This window comes from Methylobacterium sp. GC_Met_2 (assembly GCF_026540795.1).
In the GTDB taxonomy this organism is placed as follows: domain Bacteria; phylum Pseudomonadota; class Alphaproteobacteria; order Rhizobiales; family Beijerinckiaceae; genus Methylobacterium.
The window spans coordinates 1-15,845 of sequence record NZ_JALNUM010000133.1; the positions used below are offsets into that span (position 1 = coordinate 1).

Below are 15,845 nucleotides of genomic sequence, written 5' to 3' on the forward strand. Positions count from 1 at the left end.
TGTCTTGCCGTGATCCACGTGCCCGATCGTCCCAATGTTGCAGTGCGGCTTGGTGCGGGAGAACTTTTCCTTGCCCATGATTCCCATTCCTGCGGCGGGGACCGTGCGGAGCCCCGGATCCTGATCGGCCGCCCCGACCTCGGACAGGGGCGCAAAACGCGGTCCGATTAGAGGGTCGGCCGGCCCGGATCAAGGTCCCGGGGGCGGCGGGGACCTGCGACCGCCTCGACTGTCAAGCGCCAACGCCGTGTCTTGATCGTGGAATTATCAGTCTCCAGAAATCCATCAGACACTTTCGAGCCACACTGTGGCAGCGGAGGCATAGCGGGATCTGTGCCGCCGCGCTTAAGTGCGTTCAACAACGCACAAGCCTGGACCCCGCAACCATGATGAAGAAGCTCCTCCTCGCCACCGCTGCGACCGCCCTGGTCACGACGGCCGCCTCGGCCGCCGACCTGCCGCGCCGCGCCGCGCCGCCGCCGGTCTTCACGCCGGTTCCGGTCTTCACCTGGACGGGCTTCTACGCCGGCCTCGAGTCGGCCTACACCTTCACCGATCGCGAGCGCATCACCACCGCCGGTGTCCTGCCGGGCAACGCCAACAACGTGGCGCTCGGCCGCCGCCCGGGCCTGACCTCGACCTCGCAGGATGGCTTCGCCAACATCGGCGGCACCGCCGGCTACAACTACCAGTTCACGCCCGGCTCCGGCATCGTGGTCGGTATCGCCAACAGCATCGACTGGACCGACATCACCAAGAACCGGGTCGTGCTCGGCACCGGCAACGTCGCCGGCGGCCCGCCGAACCTCAGCCAGTTCCGCCAGAGCCTCGACTGGCTCGGCACCCTCACGGGTCGCGCCGGCTACGCGTTCGATCGGGTCCTGGTCTACGGGATGGGCGGCCTCGCCTACGGCAACGTGTTCCACGACGCCAACTTCTACACCCCCGGCGGCGCCCTGCAGTTCGCTGGCCGCTACGACGACTTCAAGACCGGCTTCGCCTACGGCGGCGGCATCGAGTTCGCGCTGCCGACTGACAGCTTCCTGAACACCTTCGCGCTGGGCCGCTACCTCGGCATCAAGTACGACGCCATCACCGTGAAGGCCGAGTACCTGCACTACGATCTCGGCAGCCAGAGCGTGCTGGTCGCCGCCGTCCCGGGCGTCGGTACCGGCTCCTACATCTCGCGCTTCCGCACGGAAGGCAGCATCGTCCGCGCTGGCTTCAACTACAAGTTCGGCGGCTTCTAGTCTTCCCAGCGATGCCCGGGGCTCCTGCCCCGGGCGACCGAGCGGGCGCGTGCCGGAGACGGCACGCGCCTTTTTTCATGCCCGAGCGGCGCGCCTTGTCGAGCGCCGCCCTTTTCCCGGGGGCATGCAGCGCCGGCGGAATGCGACCCGGGATCCCACACGAAACACCGCGCAGCGTCGATCTTGGTCAATCTGTGCCGCTGACGCGGCGAGTCCTGTGCTGATTCCCGGATCGGGTTCCACCTTGGCTCCACCCGTCCGGGAAAGCGGCGTGCCCTGTAAGCCCCATCCCGGTGGATCCCGCGGGCGGGCGGCTCAACAGGCGCGCAGATGCGCCGTCAGGCGCTCTGCGCCGGTCTCCGGCGCACCCACGTTGAGAATCCGCAGATCCGCCGCGACCGGCACCTCCCGCGCAAGCCGTGCGGCGAGGTCGCCGTCCTCGGCCCGGCCCCTTGCGGCGAGGCGCTGCATCAGGATCTCGGGCGGCGCCGTGATCTCCACGACGCTCACGGGCGGCCCGGCGGCGCGGGCCTGCGCCACGACCCGCCGGGACACGTTGCAGACCACCACGTGGCCCGCCTGCGCCAGACGGCCGGCCTCCGCCGGGATGGCGTAGCCGAGGCCGTGGGCGCGCCAGTGCAGGGTGAAGCGGCCCGCCGTGCAGCCGTCCGCGAAGGCGGCCTCTTCGATCTCGTCGTTGTCCTCGTCCGCCGAGGGGGGCCGCGTGACGAGGCGACGCGGGAAGACGTAGCGGGGATCGTCGGCGAGTGTCGCCCGCGCCAGCCGGATCAGCGTGTCCTTGCCGGCTCCGCTCGGCCCGACAACGAGGACGAGGCCGCCCGACATCAGGCGACCCGCCGGCCGGTGCGCCAGACCTCGCGGACCACCGGCACGCCCTCGGCCAGTTGCACCCGCACGAGATCGGCCCGCAGCCCCGGCGCCAGGGCGCCGCGGTCGGTCAGGCCGGTGGCGCGGGCCGGGTTCGCCGTCACGGTGGCGAGCGCCTCCGGCAGGGTGATGTCCGGCGCCTGCCCGGGCAGCAGGAAGGCCGCCATCAGCAGGCTCGCCGGCACGTAATCCGACGACAGGATGTCGAGGTGCCCGGCCTCGGCGAGCGCCAGGGCGGCGACGTTGCCCGAATGCGAGCCGCCGCGGATCAGGTTGGGCGCGCCCATCATCACGGTGAGGCCCTGGCCGTGGGCGGCCTCGGCCGCCTCCCGGGTGGTGGGGAACTCGGCGAGCCGCACGCCCTCGCCGACCGCGAGTTCGACATCCGCCAGGGTGGTGTCGTCGTGGCTCGCCAGCGGGATGTTCATCTCGCGGGCGAACTGGACGAGGGCCGGGCGATTCTGCGCGTTGAGCGCCTGGCCGTCGCGGATCTTGCGCTCGGTGTTGGCGCGGATCTCTTCCATCGGCCGGCCGCCGCGGGTGGCGTAGGTGTAGTATTTCTCCATGTCGCGGAACTGCCGCTGGCCCGGGGTGTGGTCCATCAGCGAGATCAGGCCCACGGGGTAGCGGGCCGTGAAAGCCGCCACCGTGTCGAGCACGTCCGCGGAGGGCAGTTCGCAGCGCAGATGCGTGAAATGCTCGGCCCGGAACAGATCCTGGGCGCGGGCGGTGGCGATGGCGCCCGCAAGCTGCTCCAGCTCGGAGCCGAGGCCGCTGCCATCCGGATCGCTGCCGGCACGCAGCGAATCGAACACCGTGGTGATGCCCGAGGCGGTGATCTGCGCGTCGTAGGCCAGCACCGCGCCGAGCGGGTGCCAGCGGACCTTCGGACGCGGCGCGTAATGGCTCTCCAGATGGTCGGTGTGCAGTTCGATCAACCCGGGGATCAGGTGGTCGCCGCCGAGATCGAGGCCGCGGGCAGGCGGGCGGCCCTCGCCGATCTCGGCGATCGCCCCGTCGGAAACCGCGAGCCAGCCGCGCTGCACCCGGTCGGGCAGGACCAGGGTCGCGTTCTCGATGATGAAGTCGTCCATCGTCTCCGTCCTCAGGCTGCCCGGGCGCGCGGCGCGAAATGGGTGACGTCGACCACCCGAGTCGCCACAGCATCGCGCATCTCGCTGTCGTGGAAGATGCCGAGCACGCCGGCGCCCCCTGTCAGCTTCTCGCGCACGAGATCGGCCACCACGGCGCGGTTCTGCGCGTCGAGGGAGGCGGTCGGCTCGTCGAGCAGCAGCAGCGGCCGGTCGGCGATCAGGCCCCGGGCGATGTTGACCCGCTGCTGCTCTCCGCCCGAGAAGGTCGCGGGCGGCAGGCCCCAGAGCCGTTCGGGCAGGTTGAGCCGGGCGAGCAGATCCTGTGCGCGGGTGCGCGCCGCCGCTTGGTCGAGGCCGCCCTCCCGGCCGGCCGCCTCGACCACGTCGAGGGCCGAGACCCGCGGGATCACCCGCAGGAATTGCGACACGTAGGCGATCACCCGCGCCCGGAGCGCCAGCACCGCCCGCGGATCGGCCTGTACCACGTCGACGATCGTGTCGCCGTCGCGGACCAAGATGGCGCCGCCGTCGCAGCGATAATTGCCGTAGGCCATCTTGAGGAGCGAAGATTTGCCGGCTCCGGACGGGCCGCCCAGCACAACGCACTCGCCGGGTTCCACGGCCAAGCTGACGCCGCCAACCACCGGCAGCACCACCCCGTCGCGCAGATGCAGGGTGAAGCTCTTGGCGACGTCCTGGAAGGTGAGGAGCGCGGTCATGCGGCAAGCACCGAGGAGACGAGGAGCTGGGTGTAGGCGTGCTCGGGATCGTCGAGCACCCGGTCGGTCAGGCCGGTCTCGATGACGCGGCCGGCCCGCATCACGGCGATCCGGTGCGAGAGTAGCCGCGCCACCGCGAGATCGTGGGTCACGATGATCACGGCGAGCCCGAGTTCGGCCGAGAGCCGACGGATCAGGTCGAGGAGCCGGGCCTGGACCGAGACGTCGAGACCCGAGGTCGGCTCGTCCATCAGCACGAGGCGCGGACCCGTGACGAGGTTGCGGGCGATCTGCAGGCGCTGGCGCATCCCGCCCGAGAACTGGCTCGGCGGGTCGTCGATCCGGCCGGCATCGATCTCCACCCGGCCGAGCCAGTCGGTGGCCTGGGCGCGGATCCGACCGTAATGGCGCTCGCCGAGCCCCATCAGGCGCTCGCCGACATTGCCGCCGGCCGAGACCGCCATGCGCAGGCCCCGCGTCGCGTCCTGGCGCACGAAGCCCCAGTCGGTGCGCATCAGCGCCCGGCGCCCGGCCTCGCTCAGGCCGGCGAGGTCGCGCAGCGCCCCATCCCGCATCCGGTACGACACCGTCCCGGAATCCGGGGCCAGCTCGGTGGCGATCAAGGAGAGCAGCGTCGACTTGCCGGAGCCGGATTCGCCCACGATCGCCAGCACCTCGCCGGGGACGAGATCGAACGAAACGTCGGCGCAGGCGAGGCGGGGGCCGTAGCGCTTGGTCAGGCCGCGGACCTGAAGCAACGGTTCGGTCATCGGGTCACCTCTTCGGCGCTGGGCAGAAAGGGGGGATCGAGGCGGAAGCTGTAGCCGTAGCGCTCGAAGCCGAGGCGCTCGTAGAAGACATGCGCCGGCTTGGCATCGACGTTCGACGACAAAGCGAGCTTGTAGCAGCCCCGCGCCTGGGCGAGGCGGAACGCCTCGTGCATCATCGCCCGGCCGAGTCCGCCGCCGCGCTGCTCGGACGAGACCACGACGCTCTCGACCAGCGCCGAGGGCATGCCCCAATGGGCGATGTTGTCGAGGATGATGAGGCAGAAGGTGCCGACGACCGCGCCATCGACCTCGGCCACGTAGAGTCCGTAATCGGGGTAGGCCGTCTTGAGCCGGTCGAGGAGCGCCTCAGCCTGCTCCAGGGTGGCCACCCGCCCGCTGTTCAGCGCGGCGTAGAGGTCGAGGACAGCCGGGAGGTCGGGCGTCCCGGCCCGGCGGACCGTGAGACCGGTCATATCGCGTCTCCCGTGCCGACATGCCCGTCCGCGCGGCGCCCCTCGCAATGGTCGGTGTCCGAGCACACGAACATCCGCCGCCCGGCATCGTCGAGCAGCACCTCGTCGAGATAGACGCCCTCGGCCCCGCACAGCGCGCACGGGTGCGTAAATTCCTGCACCCGGAACGGATGGTCCTCGAAGTCGAGGCTGCGCACGCGCGTGTAGGGCGGCACCGCGTAGATCCGCCGCTCGCGCCCCGCGCCGAACAGCTGAAGCGCCGGGCAGTCGTCCATCTTGGGGTTGTCGAATTTCGGCGTCGGCGACGGGTCCATCACGTAGCGGCCGGCGACCTCCACCGGGTAGGCGTAGGTGGTGGCGATGTGCCCGTGCCGGCTGATATCCTCGTAGAGCTTCACGTGCATGGCCCCGTACTCGGCGAGCGCGTGGAGCTGGCGGGTCTCGGTCTCGCGCGGTTCGAGGTAGCGCAGGGGCTCGGGAATCGGCACCTGATAGACCAGGGTCTGGCCCTCGGTGAGCGGCGTCTCGGGGATGCGGTGGCGGGTCTGGATCACCGTCGCCTCCGCGGTGCGGGTGGTGGTGGCCACCCCGGAGGTCTTGGCGAAGAACCGGCGGATCGAGACCGCATTGGTGGTATCGTCGGCGCCCTGGTCGATGACCTTGAGCACGTCCGCCCGGCCAAGGATCGCGGCCGTCACCTGCACGCCGCCGGTGCCCCAGCCATAAGGCATCGGCATCTCGCGGGAGGCGAACGGCACCTGATAGCCCGGCACCGCGATCGCCTTGAGGATGGCCCGGCGGATCATCCGCTTCGTGCCCTCGTCGAGATAGGCGAAGTTGTAGCCGGATTGCTGCTGGGACGTCGGGTTCACATCCCCTCTCCCCGCCTGCGGGGAGAGGGTTTTGCCGACCTCGTCGTCGGCGAAACGAGGCGGCAGCCGAAGGTGAGGGGGCGCCGACGGAGGCGCCCGACCCGGAAACTCCCCCTCACCCTCGCCCTTCGGGCTTGCCGCGTCGACAACGAGGTCGCCGCGGCCCTCTCCCCGCGCGCGGGGAGAGGGGAAAGTCTGTGTCCCGCTCATTCCGCGGCCTCCTGCATCTCGACGGGCTCGGATCTGTGCTCGAATTCAGCCCTTAGCCGGCGAACCAGCTCCAGCTCCGCCTGGAAGTCGACGTAGTGGGGCAGCTTGAGGTGCTCGACGAAGCCGGTCGCCTGCAGGCTGTCGCAATGGGCCAGAACGAATTCCTGGTCCTGCGCCGGGCTTACCACCGGCTCGCCGAGCTCCTCGGCGCGCAGCGCCCGGTCGACCAGCGCCATCGCCATGGCCTTGCGCTCGCTCTGGCCGAAGCTCAGCCCGTAGCCTCGGGTGAATTGCGGCGGCGCCGCGCCCGAACCCTTGAACTGGTTGACCATCTGGCACTCGGTGAGCTGCACCCGGCCGAGCGGCACCGCGAAGCCCAACTCCTCGGGCACGAACTCCACGGCCACCTCGCCGACCCGGATCTCGCCCACGAACGGGTGGGTGCGGCCGTAACCCCGCTGGGTCGAGTAGGCGAGACCGAGGACGAAGCCCTCGTCGCCCCGGGCGAGCGCCTGGAGACGCAGGGCCCGGTCGGCCGGGTAATCCACGGGCTCACGGGTGAGGTCGCCCACGGGGGCGCCCTCGTCCGGCGGCGAAGCCTCGATCAGCCCGTCCTGGGCCAGCAGGTCTGTGACCCGCGGACAGAGCGCGGCATCGGCGCGGGGCTCGGCCTCGGCGGCGGTCTCGGTCCCACCCTCCGCGGCCAGCGCGAAGTCGATCAACCGATGCGTGTAGTCGAAGGTCGGCCCGAGCACCTGCCCGCCCGGCAGGTCCTTGAAGGTCGCCGAGACCCGGCGGGCCACCGCCATGGCGCCAGTCTCGAGCGGCACGGAGGCGCCGAAGCGCGGCAGAGTCGTCCGATAGGCGCGGACCAGGAACACCGCCTCGACCAGGTCGCCGCGGGCCTGCTTCAGGGCGAGCGCCGCGAGATCGGGGTCGTAGAGCGAGCCCTCGGTCATCACCCGGTCGACCAGCAGCGCCATCTGCTCGCGGATCTGCGTCACGGACAGTTCCGGCACGGAGGTGTCGCCCCGGCGCGCCTCGGCGAGCAGCCGGTGAGCGTTGTCGATGGCGGCCTCGCCGCCTTTGACGGCCACATACATGGGTCAGCTCTCCGTGGCGGCAGTGGAGCGCGGCAGCCCGGCGACGCGGCCGGGAGCGGTCAGGATCAGGTCGACGCCGAGGGGGAAATCCGCGCGGTTCCCGGCGAGCAGCGCGACGAAGCCCTCCGGCAGCGGCGCCAGCGCGACGCGGGCAGTGCCGCGGATGCCCGGCCCGGTGAGGCACAGCCCCTCCCCCGCGGTGATCGTTTCCAGGGCGAACACCAGGGTGGTGGAGGTGTCGGGATAGGCCGGCGTACCGGGGGCGAAGGCGTCGAGCGGCGGGCAGCGCGCCGGATCGCTGATCAGCGCGAAGGCGGCCGCGGCCGGATCCTCCGTGAGGGGAGCGCCGGTGTGGAAGCGCAGGTAGGCGCCGACCGCGGGCGACGCCGCGAGCCCCGCATCGAGCCAGACCGGCGTGTCGGCGTCGGCCAGGGTGAGCGCGACGGCGGCGAGTTCCGGGGTCAGCGGCGCCGGCGGATTCAGGCCCGGGGTGAGCGTCCGTGGCAGCCCCGGCCGGGCGAGGGCATCCATCACGGCGCGGAACGTCGCCTGCGCGTCGTGGACGGGATCGGCGAAGCCGGGTGCGAGCATGCTCAATCCTCCCCACGGGCGACGGTCAGGAACTCGACCCGCGTGGCGGCAGTCTGCCGCGCCGCCTTCCGGCGATCCGCCTCGGCCCGGTTGGCGGCATCCGCCAGGGCGGCCGCGACGTGGGCGCGTCGCGCCGGATCCTGCCAGAGCGCGTCGAGGATCGCGGCGAGGCGCGCCTTCGTCCGGTCGCGGCCGAGATGGTAGGCGAATCCCGTACCCCCATCCGCCAGACGGATCGCCGCCCGGGTGACGCTGACCTCGCCGACATGGAACGGGCGCCCATCGCCGCCGATCCGGCCGGTGGCCATCACGAGGCCGGTCTCTGGCGCGCGCAAGTCCTCGGCAGCGGGGACATCAAGCCGCGTCAGCGCGACTTCCAATTCAGTTCGGCTGGCGTCGGCGCACAGGGCCATCACGGCCTGTCGGGCCACGATCTCGGGTCCGGGTTCAGAGCCTGCCGGGTTCGGGGTCATCGCGAATCCCTCCGTCGCGTCGTTGTATAGATCTATAGACAACTGGCGCGCGCCGGACAAATGAAGTTTGGATGACAGGATGGATGCAGAGGCACAGGCGCCCGGCCTCGTCCGGGGCGAAGGGCTGACGGCGTGGCGGCAGATCGCCGACACCCTCACGGCCGATATCGCGGCGGGGCGATACGCGCCCGGCCAGCAACTGCCCACCGAGGCGGCGCTCGCGGCGCGCTTCGCGGTGAACCGGCACACCGTACGCCGGGCGCTCGCCGCTCTGGCCGAGGGCGGCCTCGTGCGCGCCAGCCAGGGCCGCGGCACCTTCGTGGAGGAGCCGCGGCTCGCCTACCCGATCGGGCCGCGCACCCGCTTCTCGGAGATCGTCGCCGAGGCCGGCCGGGAAGCCTGGGGCGATCTCATCGCCTCGGCCACCGTCGCAGCCGCGCCCGAGCCGGCGGCGGCGCTGGCCATCGCCCCCGGCGCGCCGGTGCTGGAACTGCTGACGGTCCACCGGGCCGACGACGCGCCACTCTCCACCTCGCTGACCTGGGTACCGTTGCCGCGCTTTGCGGGCTTCGCCGAGGCCTATGCCGAGCGCGGCTCGATCACCCGGGCGCTCGCGGCCTGCGGCGTCCACGACTACACGCGGCTCTCGACACGCATCCACGCCCGCCCGGCCGAGGCCCAGGAGGCGGCGCGGCTCGACATCGCGCCGGGGCGGGTCGTGCTGGTGGTGTCGAGCGTCAATATCGATCCCGCGGGCGTGCCGATCCAGGCGAACCGGACCCTGTTCGCCGCCGACCGGGTGGAGCTGGTGATCGGCGGCTGAGGGCCGGAGCGTGTCAGTCTGCATGACGGGGTCCCAAAGGGACGAGTCCCTTTGGAAACCATGACCGGCTCAGCGCGCCGCCGGCCCGATGAGTGCCCGCCGGAGCCGGGTCGAGACCCAGTCGATCGCCGCCACGGTGACGAGGATCATCAGCACCAGGAAGGCGACCTGCTGCAGTTCCAGCACGCGGATCAGCTCGGTCAGGTATTGGCCGATGCCACCTGCGCCGACGATGCCGATGATCGTCGCCGAACGGGTGTTCGATTCGAAGAAGTACAGCACTTGGCTCGCCAGAACCGGCAGCACCCCGGGGATCAGCCCGAAGCGGATCCGGTGCAGGCTGGAGCCGCCCGAGGCGACGACGCCCTCGCCGGGGCGCCGGTCGCAGGTCTCGATCGCCTCCGAGAACAGCTTGCCGAGAGCCCCGAAATCCGAGCACGCGATGGCGAGTGCCCCCGCGAAGGGGCCCAAGCCCACGACGTTGATCCAGATCAGCGCCCAGATCAGCACGTCGACCGAGCGCATCACGTCGAGACCGCGCCGCACGGCGAAATGCGCGAACGGGTTGGACACGACGTTGCGCGCCGCCAAAAACGCGACCGGGAAGGCCAGGATCGCCGCCGTCAGAGTGCCAACAAACGCGATGCCCAGCGTCTCGCCGAGCGCGTGCAGGAAGGTCCAGAGATGGCCCTCCGGGGACGGCGGCAGCATCAGCACCGCAAAGGAGCCGAGCCGCCCGAGGCCGTTGAGGATCCGCGCCATGGAAACGTCGAGGCGCCAGCATGCCAGGGCGGCAAGGCCGATCAGGACACCGAGCCCGAGGCCGAACCGGGCCCGTGCGGCCCAATCCACCCGAAACTGCGCCGGATAGCGACCGCGCAGCCGCGCGAGATTGTCCTGCGCCTCAGCCCGAAGATTTCCGGTACGGGCCGCGCTCATCGGGGGCTCTCCGGGCCGATCAACCGGTGGCGGACCTGCTCGGTAACGAGGTCGATGCAGAACACCGTCAGGATGATCAGCACGAGGATCGCACTCACATCCGCGTAGTAGAAATTGCGAATCGCGCCCAGGAACTCCTGGCCGATACCGCCCGCGCCGACGAAGCCGAGAACGGCCGCCCCGCGCACGTTGATCTCGAACCGCAGCAGCCCGTAGGAGGCAAAGTTCGACAGAACCTGTGGCAGCACTGCGAAGCGCACCGTCTCGACCCAGGTGGCGCCCGCGGCGGACAGACCCTCGACGGGGCGCATGTCGATGTTCTCGACCACCTCGGAGAACAGCTTGCCCAGCGCCCCCGTGGTGTGGATCGCGATGGCCAGCACGCCAACCATCGGGCCGAGGCCGAAGGCGATCACGAAGATCAGCGCGAACACGATGTCCGGGACGGTGCGGCAGACCTCCAGGAAGCGCGTGGTCAGCAGACGCAGCACGCGCGACCGCATGAGGTTGGCGGAGGCGGCGAAGCTGAGGACGAACCCCGCGAGCCCCCCGAGCAACGTGCCGAGATAGGCCATCAGCAGGGTCTCGCCCAGCAGCGCCAGCCAGCCGGACAGGCCCCAGTACCACTCGCGCAGGTCGGCGACCGGGTGGTCGAGGCCGACCGGCGGCAGGATCTGCCGGATGTAGGCGGTGAACTTGCCGATGTTCTCGGCGAAGGTCAGCGGCCGCACCTCGGCGACGAGCCCCGCCAGCACGGCGAGCACCGCCATGAGTGCAAAGCCCGCGAGCGTGCGGCGGCGCGCGGCGCCGGTCGCCGCCCCGTAGAGGCCGGAGAGGGCGGCTTCCCGCTCCGGCGGCAGCTTGGTCAGGCTACGCAAGGCCGACGGTCCGGATCAGGATTTCTTGCGTTGCTCGTCGTTGAACCGCAGCATGTCGATGACCGGCTGGTAGTCCTGGATCGTCGCCGGGATGATGCCGAGATCCTTGCCGTCCGACAGCCGGTCGAAGGCCGCCTTGTCGGCGGTCGGCAGGGCGAGGAGTGCGTCGCGGATCTTGGCCTTCAGGTCGTCCGGCAGGCTGGACAGCACGGCGTAGGCATCCCCCGGCAGGAGATCGGACTTGAACACGATCCGGAAGTCGTCCTTCGTCATCGGTCGCCCCTGGGCATCCTTGACGATGCCCTTGGTCAGCATGCGGGCGAGGTTGTTGTCGGCCGCCGAATTCCAGAAGTTCGCCGCCGCGTCGGCGGTGCCTTGGGTCAGCGCCAGCACGGCGTTCTCGTGGCTGCCGGCAAAGAAGACCTTGCCGAAGAACTTGTCCACATCGTAGCCGGCCCGCCGCAGGAAGAAGCGCGGCGCCTGGTTGCCCGAGGTGGAGTTCGGATCGACCAGGGCGAGGTTCTTGTCCTTGAGATCGGCGACCGTCCGGTACGGGCTGGAGGCCAGCACGTAGACCACGGAATAGTAGCCCGAGATGCCGGTCTCGTGCTTCGGGCTCGCGACCGGCTCGATCTTCACGCCGGTCATGACGGCGCGGGAGAGCGAGGCGGCGCCGTAATACCCGATCTGGATGTTGCCGGCCCGCTGGCCCTCGATCACCGCGGCGTAGTCGCTCGCCACCCGCAGCTTCACCGGCACGCCGAGCGCCTTGCCCAGATAACCCGCCAGCGGCGTGTAGCGCTCGACGGTGCCGCTGGCGTTCTCCGCCGGGATGACCGCCAGCGTCAGCTCGGGATACTTGGCCTTCCAATCCTGGGCGGCGGCCGGCAGGCCGAGCAGGGCGAGGGCCGCGGCGGCGGCGGCGAGGGTGCGTCGAGTGATCATCGTGCGGTCCTTCGGCGTTGGTGCGGGCTTCGGCCGCCCTCTGGGTCGGCCGGGCGTTTCCCGATCTGTCGTTTGTTTTGGGGCCGGGGCCCGATTCATGCGCCGAGGGCGGCCTCGCGGATTGGCCGGGCCGGAACGCGGCCCGGCAGCGCCGCCCGCTGCTCCGCCTCCCGCTGGGCCGAATCGTCCAAGACCTCGCCGGCCTCCAGCCCGTAGAGCCGGCGCGCCACATCCTCGGTCAGGTCGAACGGCCCGCCCTCGAACACCACGCGGCCGGCCGCGAGTCCGACGAGGCGGTCGCAATAGGCGCGCGCGAGGTCGAGCGAGTGCAGATTGCACAGCACGGTTATGCCGTAGCGCCGGTTCACCTCGGCGAGCGCGTCCATCACGAGGCGCGTGTTGCGCGGATCGAGGGAGGCCACCGGCTCGTCTGCCAGCAGGATCTGCGGCTCCTGCACGAGGGCGCGGGCGATCGCCACGCGCTGCTGCTGGCCGCCCGACAAGCCGTCGGCCCGCTGGCCGGCGAACTCGCCCATGTCGAAGCTGTCCAGCGCCGCGAGCGCCATTGCCCGGTCCTCGTCGGACCACAGGCGCAGCAGGGCCCGATGGCTCGGCACGTGGCTGAGCCGCCCCATCAGCACGTTGGTCATCACATCGAGGCGTCCGACGAGATTGAACTGCTGGAAGATCATGGCGCAGCGCGTGCGCCACTCTCGCAGATGCCGCCCCTTCAGGGCCGTGACGTCGCGCCCGTCGTGGAGGATACGGCCCGAACCCGGGTCCGCCAGCCGGTTGATCAGGCGCAGCAACGTCGATTTGCCGGCGCCGGACCGGCCGATCACCCCGACAAAGCTGCCCGGCTCGATTCGCAACGTGACGCCGTCCACGGCACGCCGGTCACCGTACTGGCGCGTAAGATCCTCGATGACGAGCATGCATCCATCCGCTGCGGAATGGCCGCAGCTAAACGCTGCTTACGCGACGATTGGATGACAAATACATGTCGATGTTGTTTGCCGGCGCAGGATATCTACCCGATAGCGGCCTCACGTGTCGTATCGATCGAGGAATGCTTCGATCGACAGGGCGCGGAAATCCGGAAGCGCACGGCGCAGGCGTTCGTGGTCCCAGTCCCACCACGCGAGGCGCTCCAGCCGCGCGGCGATATCCTCGGGGAACCGGCGCCGGACCGGCCGGGCCGGGTTGCCGACCACGATCGCGTAGGGGGCGACGTCGCGCGTGACGATTGCGCCCGCCCCCACCACCGCACCGGTGCCGATGGTTCGGCCGGGCAGGACCACCACGCCGTGGCCGATCCAGACATCGTGGCCGATCGTAACGGGGCTCGCCCGGCGCCGGTCGAAGAAGGCCGGCTCGTCCGCTTCCTCGGGCCAGTAGGCACGCGCCCGATAGGTGAAGTGGGCCTGCGAGGCGCGCTCCATCGGGTGGTTGCCCGGGTTGATCCGCACGCTGGCGGCGATCGAGCAGAACTTGCCGATCGCCGTGTAGATCACCTCGCCATCCTGGCCGATATAGGAATAATCGCCGAGGCTCGTCTTGGTCAGGCGGGTGCGGGCGCCGATCTCGGTGTATCGGCCGAGTCGGCAGGATCCGACCCGGGCGCTGGGGTCGATGGCGGGTGCGAGGCCGAGGGGCGGAGAGACCTTGGGAACCTCAGCCATGGGACGCACCGAAGGGCAGGCGCGCCAGGAGCCGGAACGGCCCGCCCGCATCCTGGGTCAGGAGGCAGATCGCGTCGATCGTCACCGGCTCCCGGCCCGAGGCGGCGTAGGCCTCGGCGAGGCGGCGGTGCCAGCCGTCGCGATCGGGCTCCGGCAGGGCATCGGTCAGGGTCATGTGGAAGCGGAAGGCCTCGAACACGTGCGGATAGCCCCAGCGGTCGAGCAGGGCGCGGCCGCGCGGATCCAGGCGCTCCGGCCGGCGCTTGGCGCGTTCGGACTCGGTGAGCGGCGCCCGTAGGGGCTCCAGGGCCGCCACGCATTCGGCCGCGAGCAAGCCGAGTTCCGGGGGCGGCGCCTCCGGCACCAGGGCGAGGAACCGCCCGAGGGCCGCAACCCGCAGCGGCCCGAGCGCCACCGGCGGGTGGGCGGTCGCGAGGCCGCGGGCGGCGACGACGAGATCGGCCTCCGTTACCCCCGGCGCAAGGCGCATCGGCGCCTTGAGCGTCGCGTGGAAGCCGTAGACCCGGGCCCCCGCGTTGACGGCAGCAAGCTCGCCCAGTCCCGCCGGGTGTGCGACCGCCTCCCCGGAGGCGGTGTCGTACCCGAGCACGCTCCGGCCGAAGGCCTCCAGGGGGCAGCCCGGGGTGGGCAGCCAATACAGGGCATAGCGGCGCGTCACGTCTTCACCTCCGGGGCGCGGGGCGACCGCGATCAGGCCGTTGGCGCATAGGGCCGAGCCTCGGCGGCCCGGCGCGGGCGGACATCCATGGCGTTGCCGCGCCACACGATCGCGCTCTGCACCCAGGCGCCCAACCAGATCGCCGGGATCAGGGCATCGCGCACCAGGAAGGCCGCCAGCATGCGGGGCGCGCGCCGCCAGCCGGCGCAGATCGCGAGCCCGACCTCGGCGGCATAGCACAGCGCCGCGAGGCATGCAGCGCCGACGAGCCCGGCGAGGCTGCCGGCCCAGAGCGCCAGCAGCAGCGCCGGCAGCAGGACGCCGCTGCCGATCTCGGGGGCGAAGAACAGCGGGAAGGTCACCCGGCGCAGCCGAGCCCAGCGCAGCTGCCGCGCCCAGACCTCCCGGAACCCGCGCGGGCCCAGCGGCTGCTCGAACGGGCTCGCCACGAGGTGGACGCGCTTGCCGGCGGCCCGCACGAGCTTGGTGGCGGCCGCGTCCTCGGCGATCTCGGCGGCAAGCGCCTGGAGTCCACCGTGCGCCTCCAGGAACGGCTTGTGCCAGAGCATGCTCTTGCCCTGCGCGAAGCCCAGGCCGAACGCCTCAGCGGCGTATTGCCAGCGCGCCTGGAGGGTGTTGAGGAAGGCGCATTCCACCTCGGCCATGAAGCTGCCGGGGCGGGCGCCCACGGGGGTCGAGCAGACGAGGCCGGTGTCGTCGCGCCACGCTGCCTGGAGGCGCTGGAGGTAATCCGGCGGCATGGCCACGTTGGAATCGGCGAGCACCACCCACTCGTGGGCGGCAGCGCGCCAGCCGCGCAGGCAGTTGTTCAGCTTGGGATTGTCGCTCACGCGCTCGTCGCCGAGGATCAGGCGGGCCGGAACCCGGGGGTGGGCGGCGATCAGGCGCTCGACCAGGGGCACGATCGGATCGGCCGGGTCGGCCACGCAGAAGATCAGCTCGTAGGCGGGATAGTCGAGGCGGAAACTCCGGGTGAGCATCTCCTCGCTGTAGGCTTCCAGGCCGCGCAGGGGGCGGACCAGGGAGACGGGCGCCCCGGCCGGAAACCGCGACGGCCCGTGGACCGTGCCGAGGCGCCGGGCCGCGATGGCGATGCTGCCGATCTGGACGAGGGACAAAAGCGCGCCGAGGGCGAGAGCCGGCTCCGTGGCGTCAATCATGCGGGTCCCCGTTTAGCGTCGTGCGCGGCCCGGTCGCTAACGGCCGGACCGCGTCAGTCGTGTGACACGCGCGGGATGGAGCCGGGATTCACCGGCCCGTCGCGTCCTGGCATCCCGGGTTTCCAAAGGGCTCAGCCCTTTGGCGGGTGCTCAGGGCAGAGCCCTGAGATGGTCACCAGGGCTCTGCCCTGGACCCGCGAAAGGTCTCGACCTTTCGAAACCAAGACGGGAGCCATCCGCGCTCCCGTCGGGCAGGTCCTCAGAATCGGGCAGGT

18 protein-coding genes are annotated in these 15,845 nt (G+C 71.0%); 2 read left to right on the top strand and 16 right to left on the bottom strand.

The window, feature by feature from the left end; translation table 11 throughout:
- Positions 1–386 precede the first annotated feature (386 nt).
- Positions 387–1,250: a porin family protein gene (locus OXS49_RS28725; protein ID WP_244003967.1), complete on the top strand. Its 864-nt coding sequence runs from the start codon at positions 387–389 to the stop codon at positions 1,248–1,250.
- A 315-nt stretch (positions 1,251–1,565) separates the two neighbouring features.
- Here the strand turns inward: OXS49_RS28725 and phnN are convergent, their stop codons facing one another.
- The 9 genes from phnN to phnG form a co-directional block, all read right to left on the bottom strand.
- Complete coding sequence (phnN, locus tag OXS49_RS28730; protein WP_267428092.1) at positions 1,566–2,096, bottom strand: phosphonate metabolism protein/1,5-bisphosphokinase (PRPP-forming) PhnN; 531 nt, start codon at positions 2,094–2,096, stop codon at positions 1,566–1,568.
- A complete protein-coding gene (locus OXS49_RS28735; RefSeq protein ID WP_267428093.1) occupies positions 2,096–3,232 on the bottom strand; it encodes an alpha-D-ribose 1-methylphosphonate 5-triphosphate diphosphatase in 1,137 nt (378 codons plus the stop codon). Before OXS49_RS28735 ends, phnN begins: the two co-directional genes overlap by 1 nt.
- Positions 3,233–3,243: 11 nt before the next feature.
- Positions 3,244–3,951: a phosphonate C-P lyase system protein PhnL gene (phnL, locus tag OXS49_RS28740; RefSeq protein WP_267428095.1), complete on the bottom strand. Its 708-nt coding sequence runs from the start codon at positions 3,949–3,951 to the stop codon at positions 3,244–3,246.
- Positions 3,948–4,721: a phosphonate C-P lyase system protein PhnK gene (gene phnK / locus OXS49_RS28745; RefSeq protein WP_244003959.1), complete on the bottom strand. Its 774-nt coding sequence runs from the start codon at positions 4,719–4,721 to the stop codon at positions 3,948–3,950. Before phnK ends, phnL begins: the two co-directional genes overlap by 4 nt.
- Complete coding sequence (locus OXS49_RS28750; protein WP_267428096.1) at positions 4,718–5,194, bottom strand: GNAT family N-acetyltransferase; 477 nt, start codon at positions 5,192–5,194, stop codon at positions 4,718–4,720. The genes phnK and OXS49_RS28750 overlap by 4 nt, the downstream gene beginning before the upstream one ends.
- Positions 5,191–6,066: an alpha-D-ribose 1-methylphosphonate 5-phosphate C-P-lyase PhnJ gene (locus tag OXS49_RS28755; RefSeq protein WP_267428097.1), complete on the bottom strand. Its 876-nt coding sequence runs from the start codon at positions 6,064–6,066 to the stop codon at positions 5,191–5,193. Before OXS49_RS28755 ends, OXS49_RS28750 begins: the two co-directional genes overlap by 4 nt.
- Positions 6,067–6,272: 206 nt before the next feature.
- Positions 6,273–7,379, bottom strand: coding sequence for a carbon-phosphorus lyase complex subunit PhnI (locus OXS49_RS28760; RefSeq protein ID WP_267428098.1), 1,107 nt, complete (start codon positions 7,377–7,379; stop codon positions 6,273–6,275).
- A gap of 3 nt (positions 7,380–7,382) precedes the next feature.
- Positions 7,383–7,970 carry a phosphonate C-P lyase system protein PhnH gene (gene phnH, locus OXS49_RS28765; RefSeq protein WP_267428099.1) on the bottom strand — a complete coding sequence of 196 codons (588 nt, stop codon included), beginning with the start codon at positions 7,968–7,970 and terminating at the stop codon, positions 7,383–7,385.
- Between the two features lie 2 nt (positions 7,971–7,972).
- The gene (gene phnG / locus OXS49_RS28770; RefSeq protein ID WP_267428100.1) at positions 7,973–8,443 is read right to left on the bottom strand and encodes a phosphonate C-P lyase system protein PhnG; all 471 of its coding nucleotides are present in this window, start codon (positions 8,441–8,443) and stop codon (positions 7,973–7,975) included.
- 79 nt (positions 8,444–8,522) lie between these two features.
- Here phnG and phnF point away from each other — a divergent pair, with 79 nt between their 5' ends.
- Positions 8,523–9,266 (top strand): phosphonate metabolism transcriptional regulator PhnF, encoded by a 744-nt coding sequence (phnF, locus tag OXS49_RS28775; RefSeq protein WP_244003949.1) that lies wholly within the window; start codon positions 8,523–8,525, stop codon positions 9,264–9,266.
- A 69-nt stretch (positions 9,267–9,335) separates the two neighbouring features.
- On the opposite strand, the gene phnE (OXS49_RS28780) is transcribed toward phnF, so the two are convergent.
- From phnE (OXS49_RS28780) to OXS49_RS28810, 7 genes are all read right to left on the bottom strand, one after another.
- Entirely contained in the window at positions 9,336–10,205 is an 870-nt protein-coding gene (gene phnE, locus OXS49_RS28780) for a phosphonate ABC transporter, permease protein PhnE (protein ID WP_244003947.1), read from the bottom strand.
- Positions 10,202–11,083 carry a phosphonate ABC transporter, permease protein PhnE gene (gene phnE, locus OXS49_RS28785; protein ID WP_267428101.1) on the bottom strand — a complete coding sequence of 294 codons (882 nt, stop codon included), beginning with the start codon at positions 11,081–11,083 and terminating at the stop codon, positions 10,202–10,204. Before phnE (OXS49_RS28785) ends, phnE (OXS49_RS28780) begins: the two co-directional genes overlap by 4 nt.
- 15 nt (positions 11,084–11,098) lie before the next feature.
- On the bottom strand, positions 11,099–12,028 hold the full coding sequence (gene phnD / locus OXS49_RS28790; RefSeq protein ID WP_267428102.1) for a phosphonate ABC transporter substrate-binding protein: 930 nt from the start codon (positions 12,026–12,028) through the stop codon (positions 11,099–11,101).
- Positions 12,029–12,123: 95 nt separating this feature from the next.
- Positions 12,124–12,963, bottom strand: coding sequence for a phosphonate ABC transporter ATP-binding protein (gene phnC / locus OXS49_RS28795; RefSeq protein WP_244003942.1), 840 nt, complete (start codon positions 12,961–12,963; stop codon positions 12,124–12,126).
- A 111-nt stretch (positions 12,964–13,074) separates the two neighbouring features.
- Positions 13,075–13,710, bottom strand: a complete 636-nt coding sequence (locus tag OXS49_RS28800) for a chloramphenicol acetyltransferase (protein WP_267428103.1) — start codon at positions 13,708–13,710, stop codon at positions 13,075–13,077.
- Positions 13,703–14,389: a DUF1045 domain-containing protein gene (locus OXS49_RS28805; protein WP_267428104.1), complete on the bottom strand. Its 687-nt coding sequence runs from the start codon at positions 14,387–14,389 to the stop codon at positions 13,703–13,705. Before OXS49_RS28805 ends, OXS49_RS28800 begins: the two co-directional genes overlap by 8 nt.
- Positions 14,390–14,421: 32 nt before the next feature.
- Entirely contained in the window at positions 14,422–15,570 is a 1,149-nt protein-coding gene (locus OXS49_RS28810; RefSeq protein ID WP_267428105.1) for a ceramide glucosyltransferase, read from the bottom strand.
- Positions 15,571–15,845: the final 275 nt, after the last annotated feature.

Excerpts from the sequence above, each read along its gene's own strand:
- OXS49_RS28725 (WP_244003967.1), top strand. The coding sequence starts at position 387 with ATGATGAAGAAGCTCCTCCTCGCCACCGCTGCGACCGCCCTGGTCACG.
- phnN (WP_267428092.1), bottom strand. The coding sequence starts at position 2,096 with ATGTCGGGCGGCCTCGTCCTCGTTGTCGGGCCGAGCGGAGCCGGCAAG.
- OXS49_RS28735 (WP_267428093.1), bottom strand. The coding sequence starts at position 3,232 with ATGGACGACTTCATCATCGAGAACGCGACCCTGGTCCTGCCCGACCGG.
- phnL (WP_267428095.1), bottom strand. The coding sequence starts at position 3,951 with ATGACCGCGCTCCTCACCTTCCAGGACGTCGCCAAGAGCTTCACCCTG.
- phnK (WP_244003959.1), bottom strand. The coding sequence starts at position 4,721 with ATGACCGAACCGTTGCTTCAGGTCCGCGGCCTGACCAAGCGCTACGGC.
- OXS49_RS28750 (WP_267428096.1), bottom strand. The coding sequence starts at position 5,194 with ATGACCGGTCTCACGGTCCGCCGGGCCGGGACGCCCGACCTCCCGGCT.
- OXS49_RS28760 (WP_267428098.1), bottom strand. The coding sequence starts at position 7,379 with ATGTATGTGGCCGTCAAAGGCGGCGAGGCCGCCATCGACAACGCTCAC.
- phnH (WP_267428099.1), bottom strand. The coding sequence starts at position 7,970 with ATGCTCGCACCCGGCTTCGCCGATCCCGTCCACGACGCGCAGGCGACG.
- phnG (WP_267428100.1), bottom strand. The coding sequence starts at position 8,443 with ATGACCCCGAACCCGGCAGGCTCTGAACCCGGACCCGAGATCGTGGCC.
- phnF (WP_244003949.1), top strand. The coding sequence starts at position 8,523 with ATGGATGCAGAGGCACAGGCGCCCGGCCTCGTCCGGGGCGAAGGGCTG.
- phnE (WP_244003947.1), bottom strand. The coding sequence starts at position 10,205 with ATGAGCGCGGCCCGTACCGGAAATCTTCGGGCTGAGGCGCAGGACAAT.
- phnD (WP_267428102.1), bottom strand. The coding sequence starts at position 12,028 with ATGATCACTCGACGCACCCTCGCCGCCGCCGCCGCGGCCCTCGCCCTG.
- phnC (WP_244003942.1), bottom strand. The coding sequence starts at position 12,963 with ATGCTCGTCATCGAGGATCTTACGCGCCAGTACGGTGACCGGCGTGCC.
- OXS49_RS28800 (WP_267428103.1), bottom strand. The coding sequence starts at position 13,710 with ATGGCTGAGGTTCCCAAGGTCTCTCCGCCCCTCGGCCTCGCACCCGCC.
- OXS49_RS28810 (WP_267428105.1), bottom strand. The coding sequence starts at position 15,570 with ATGATTGACGCCACGGAGCCGGCTCTCGCCCTCGGCGCGCTTTTGTCC.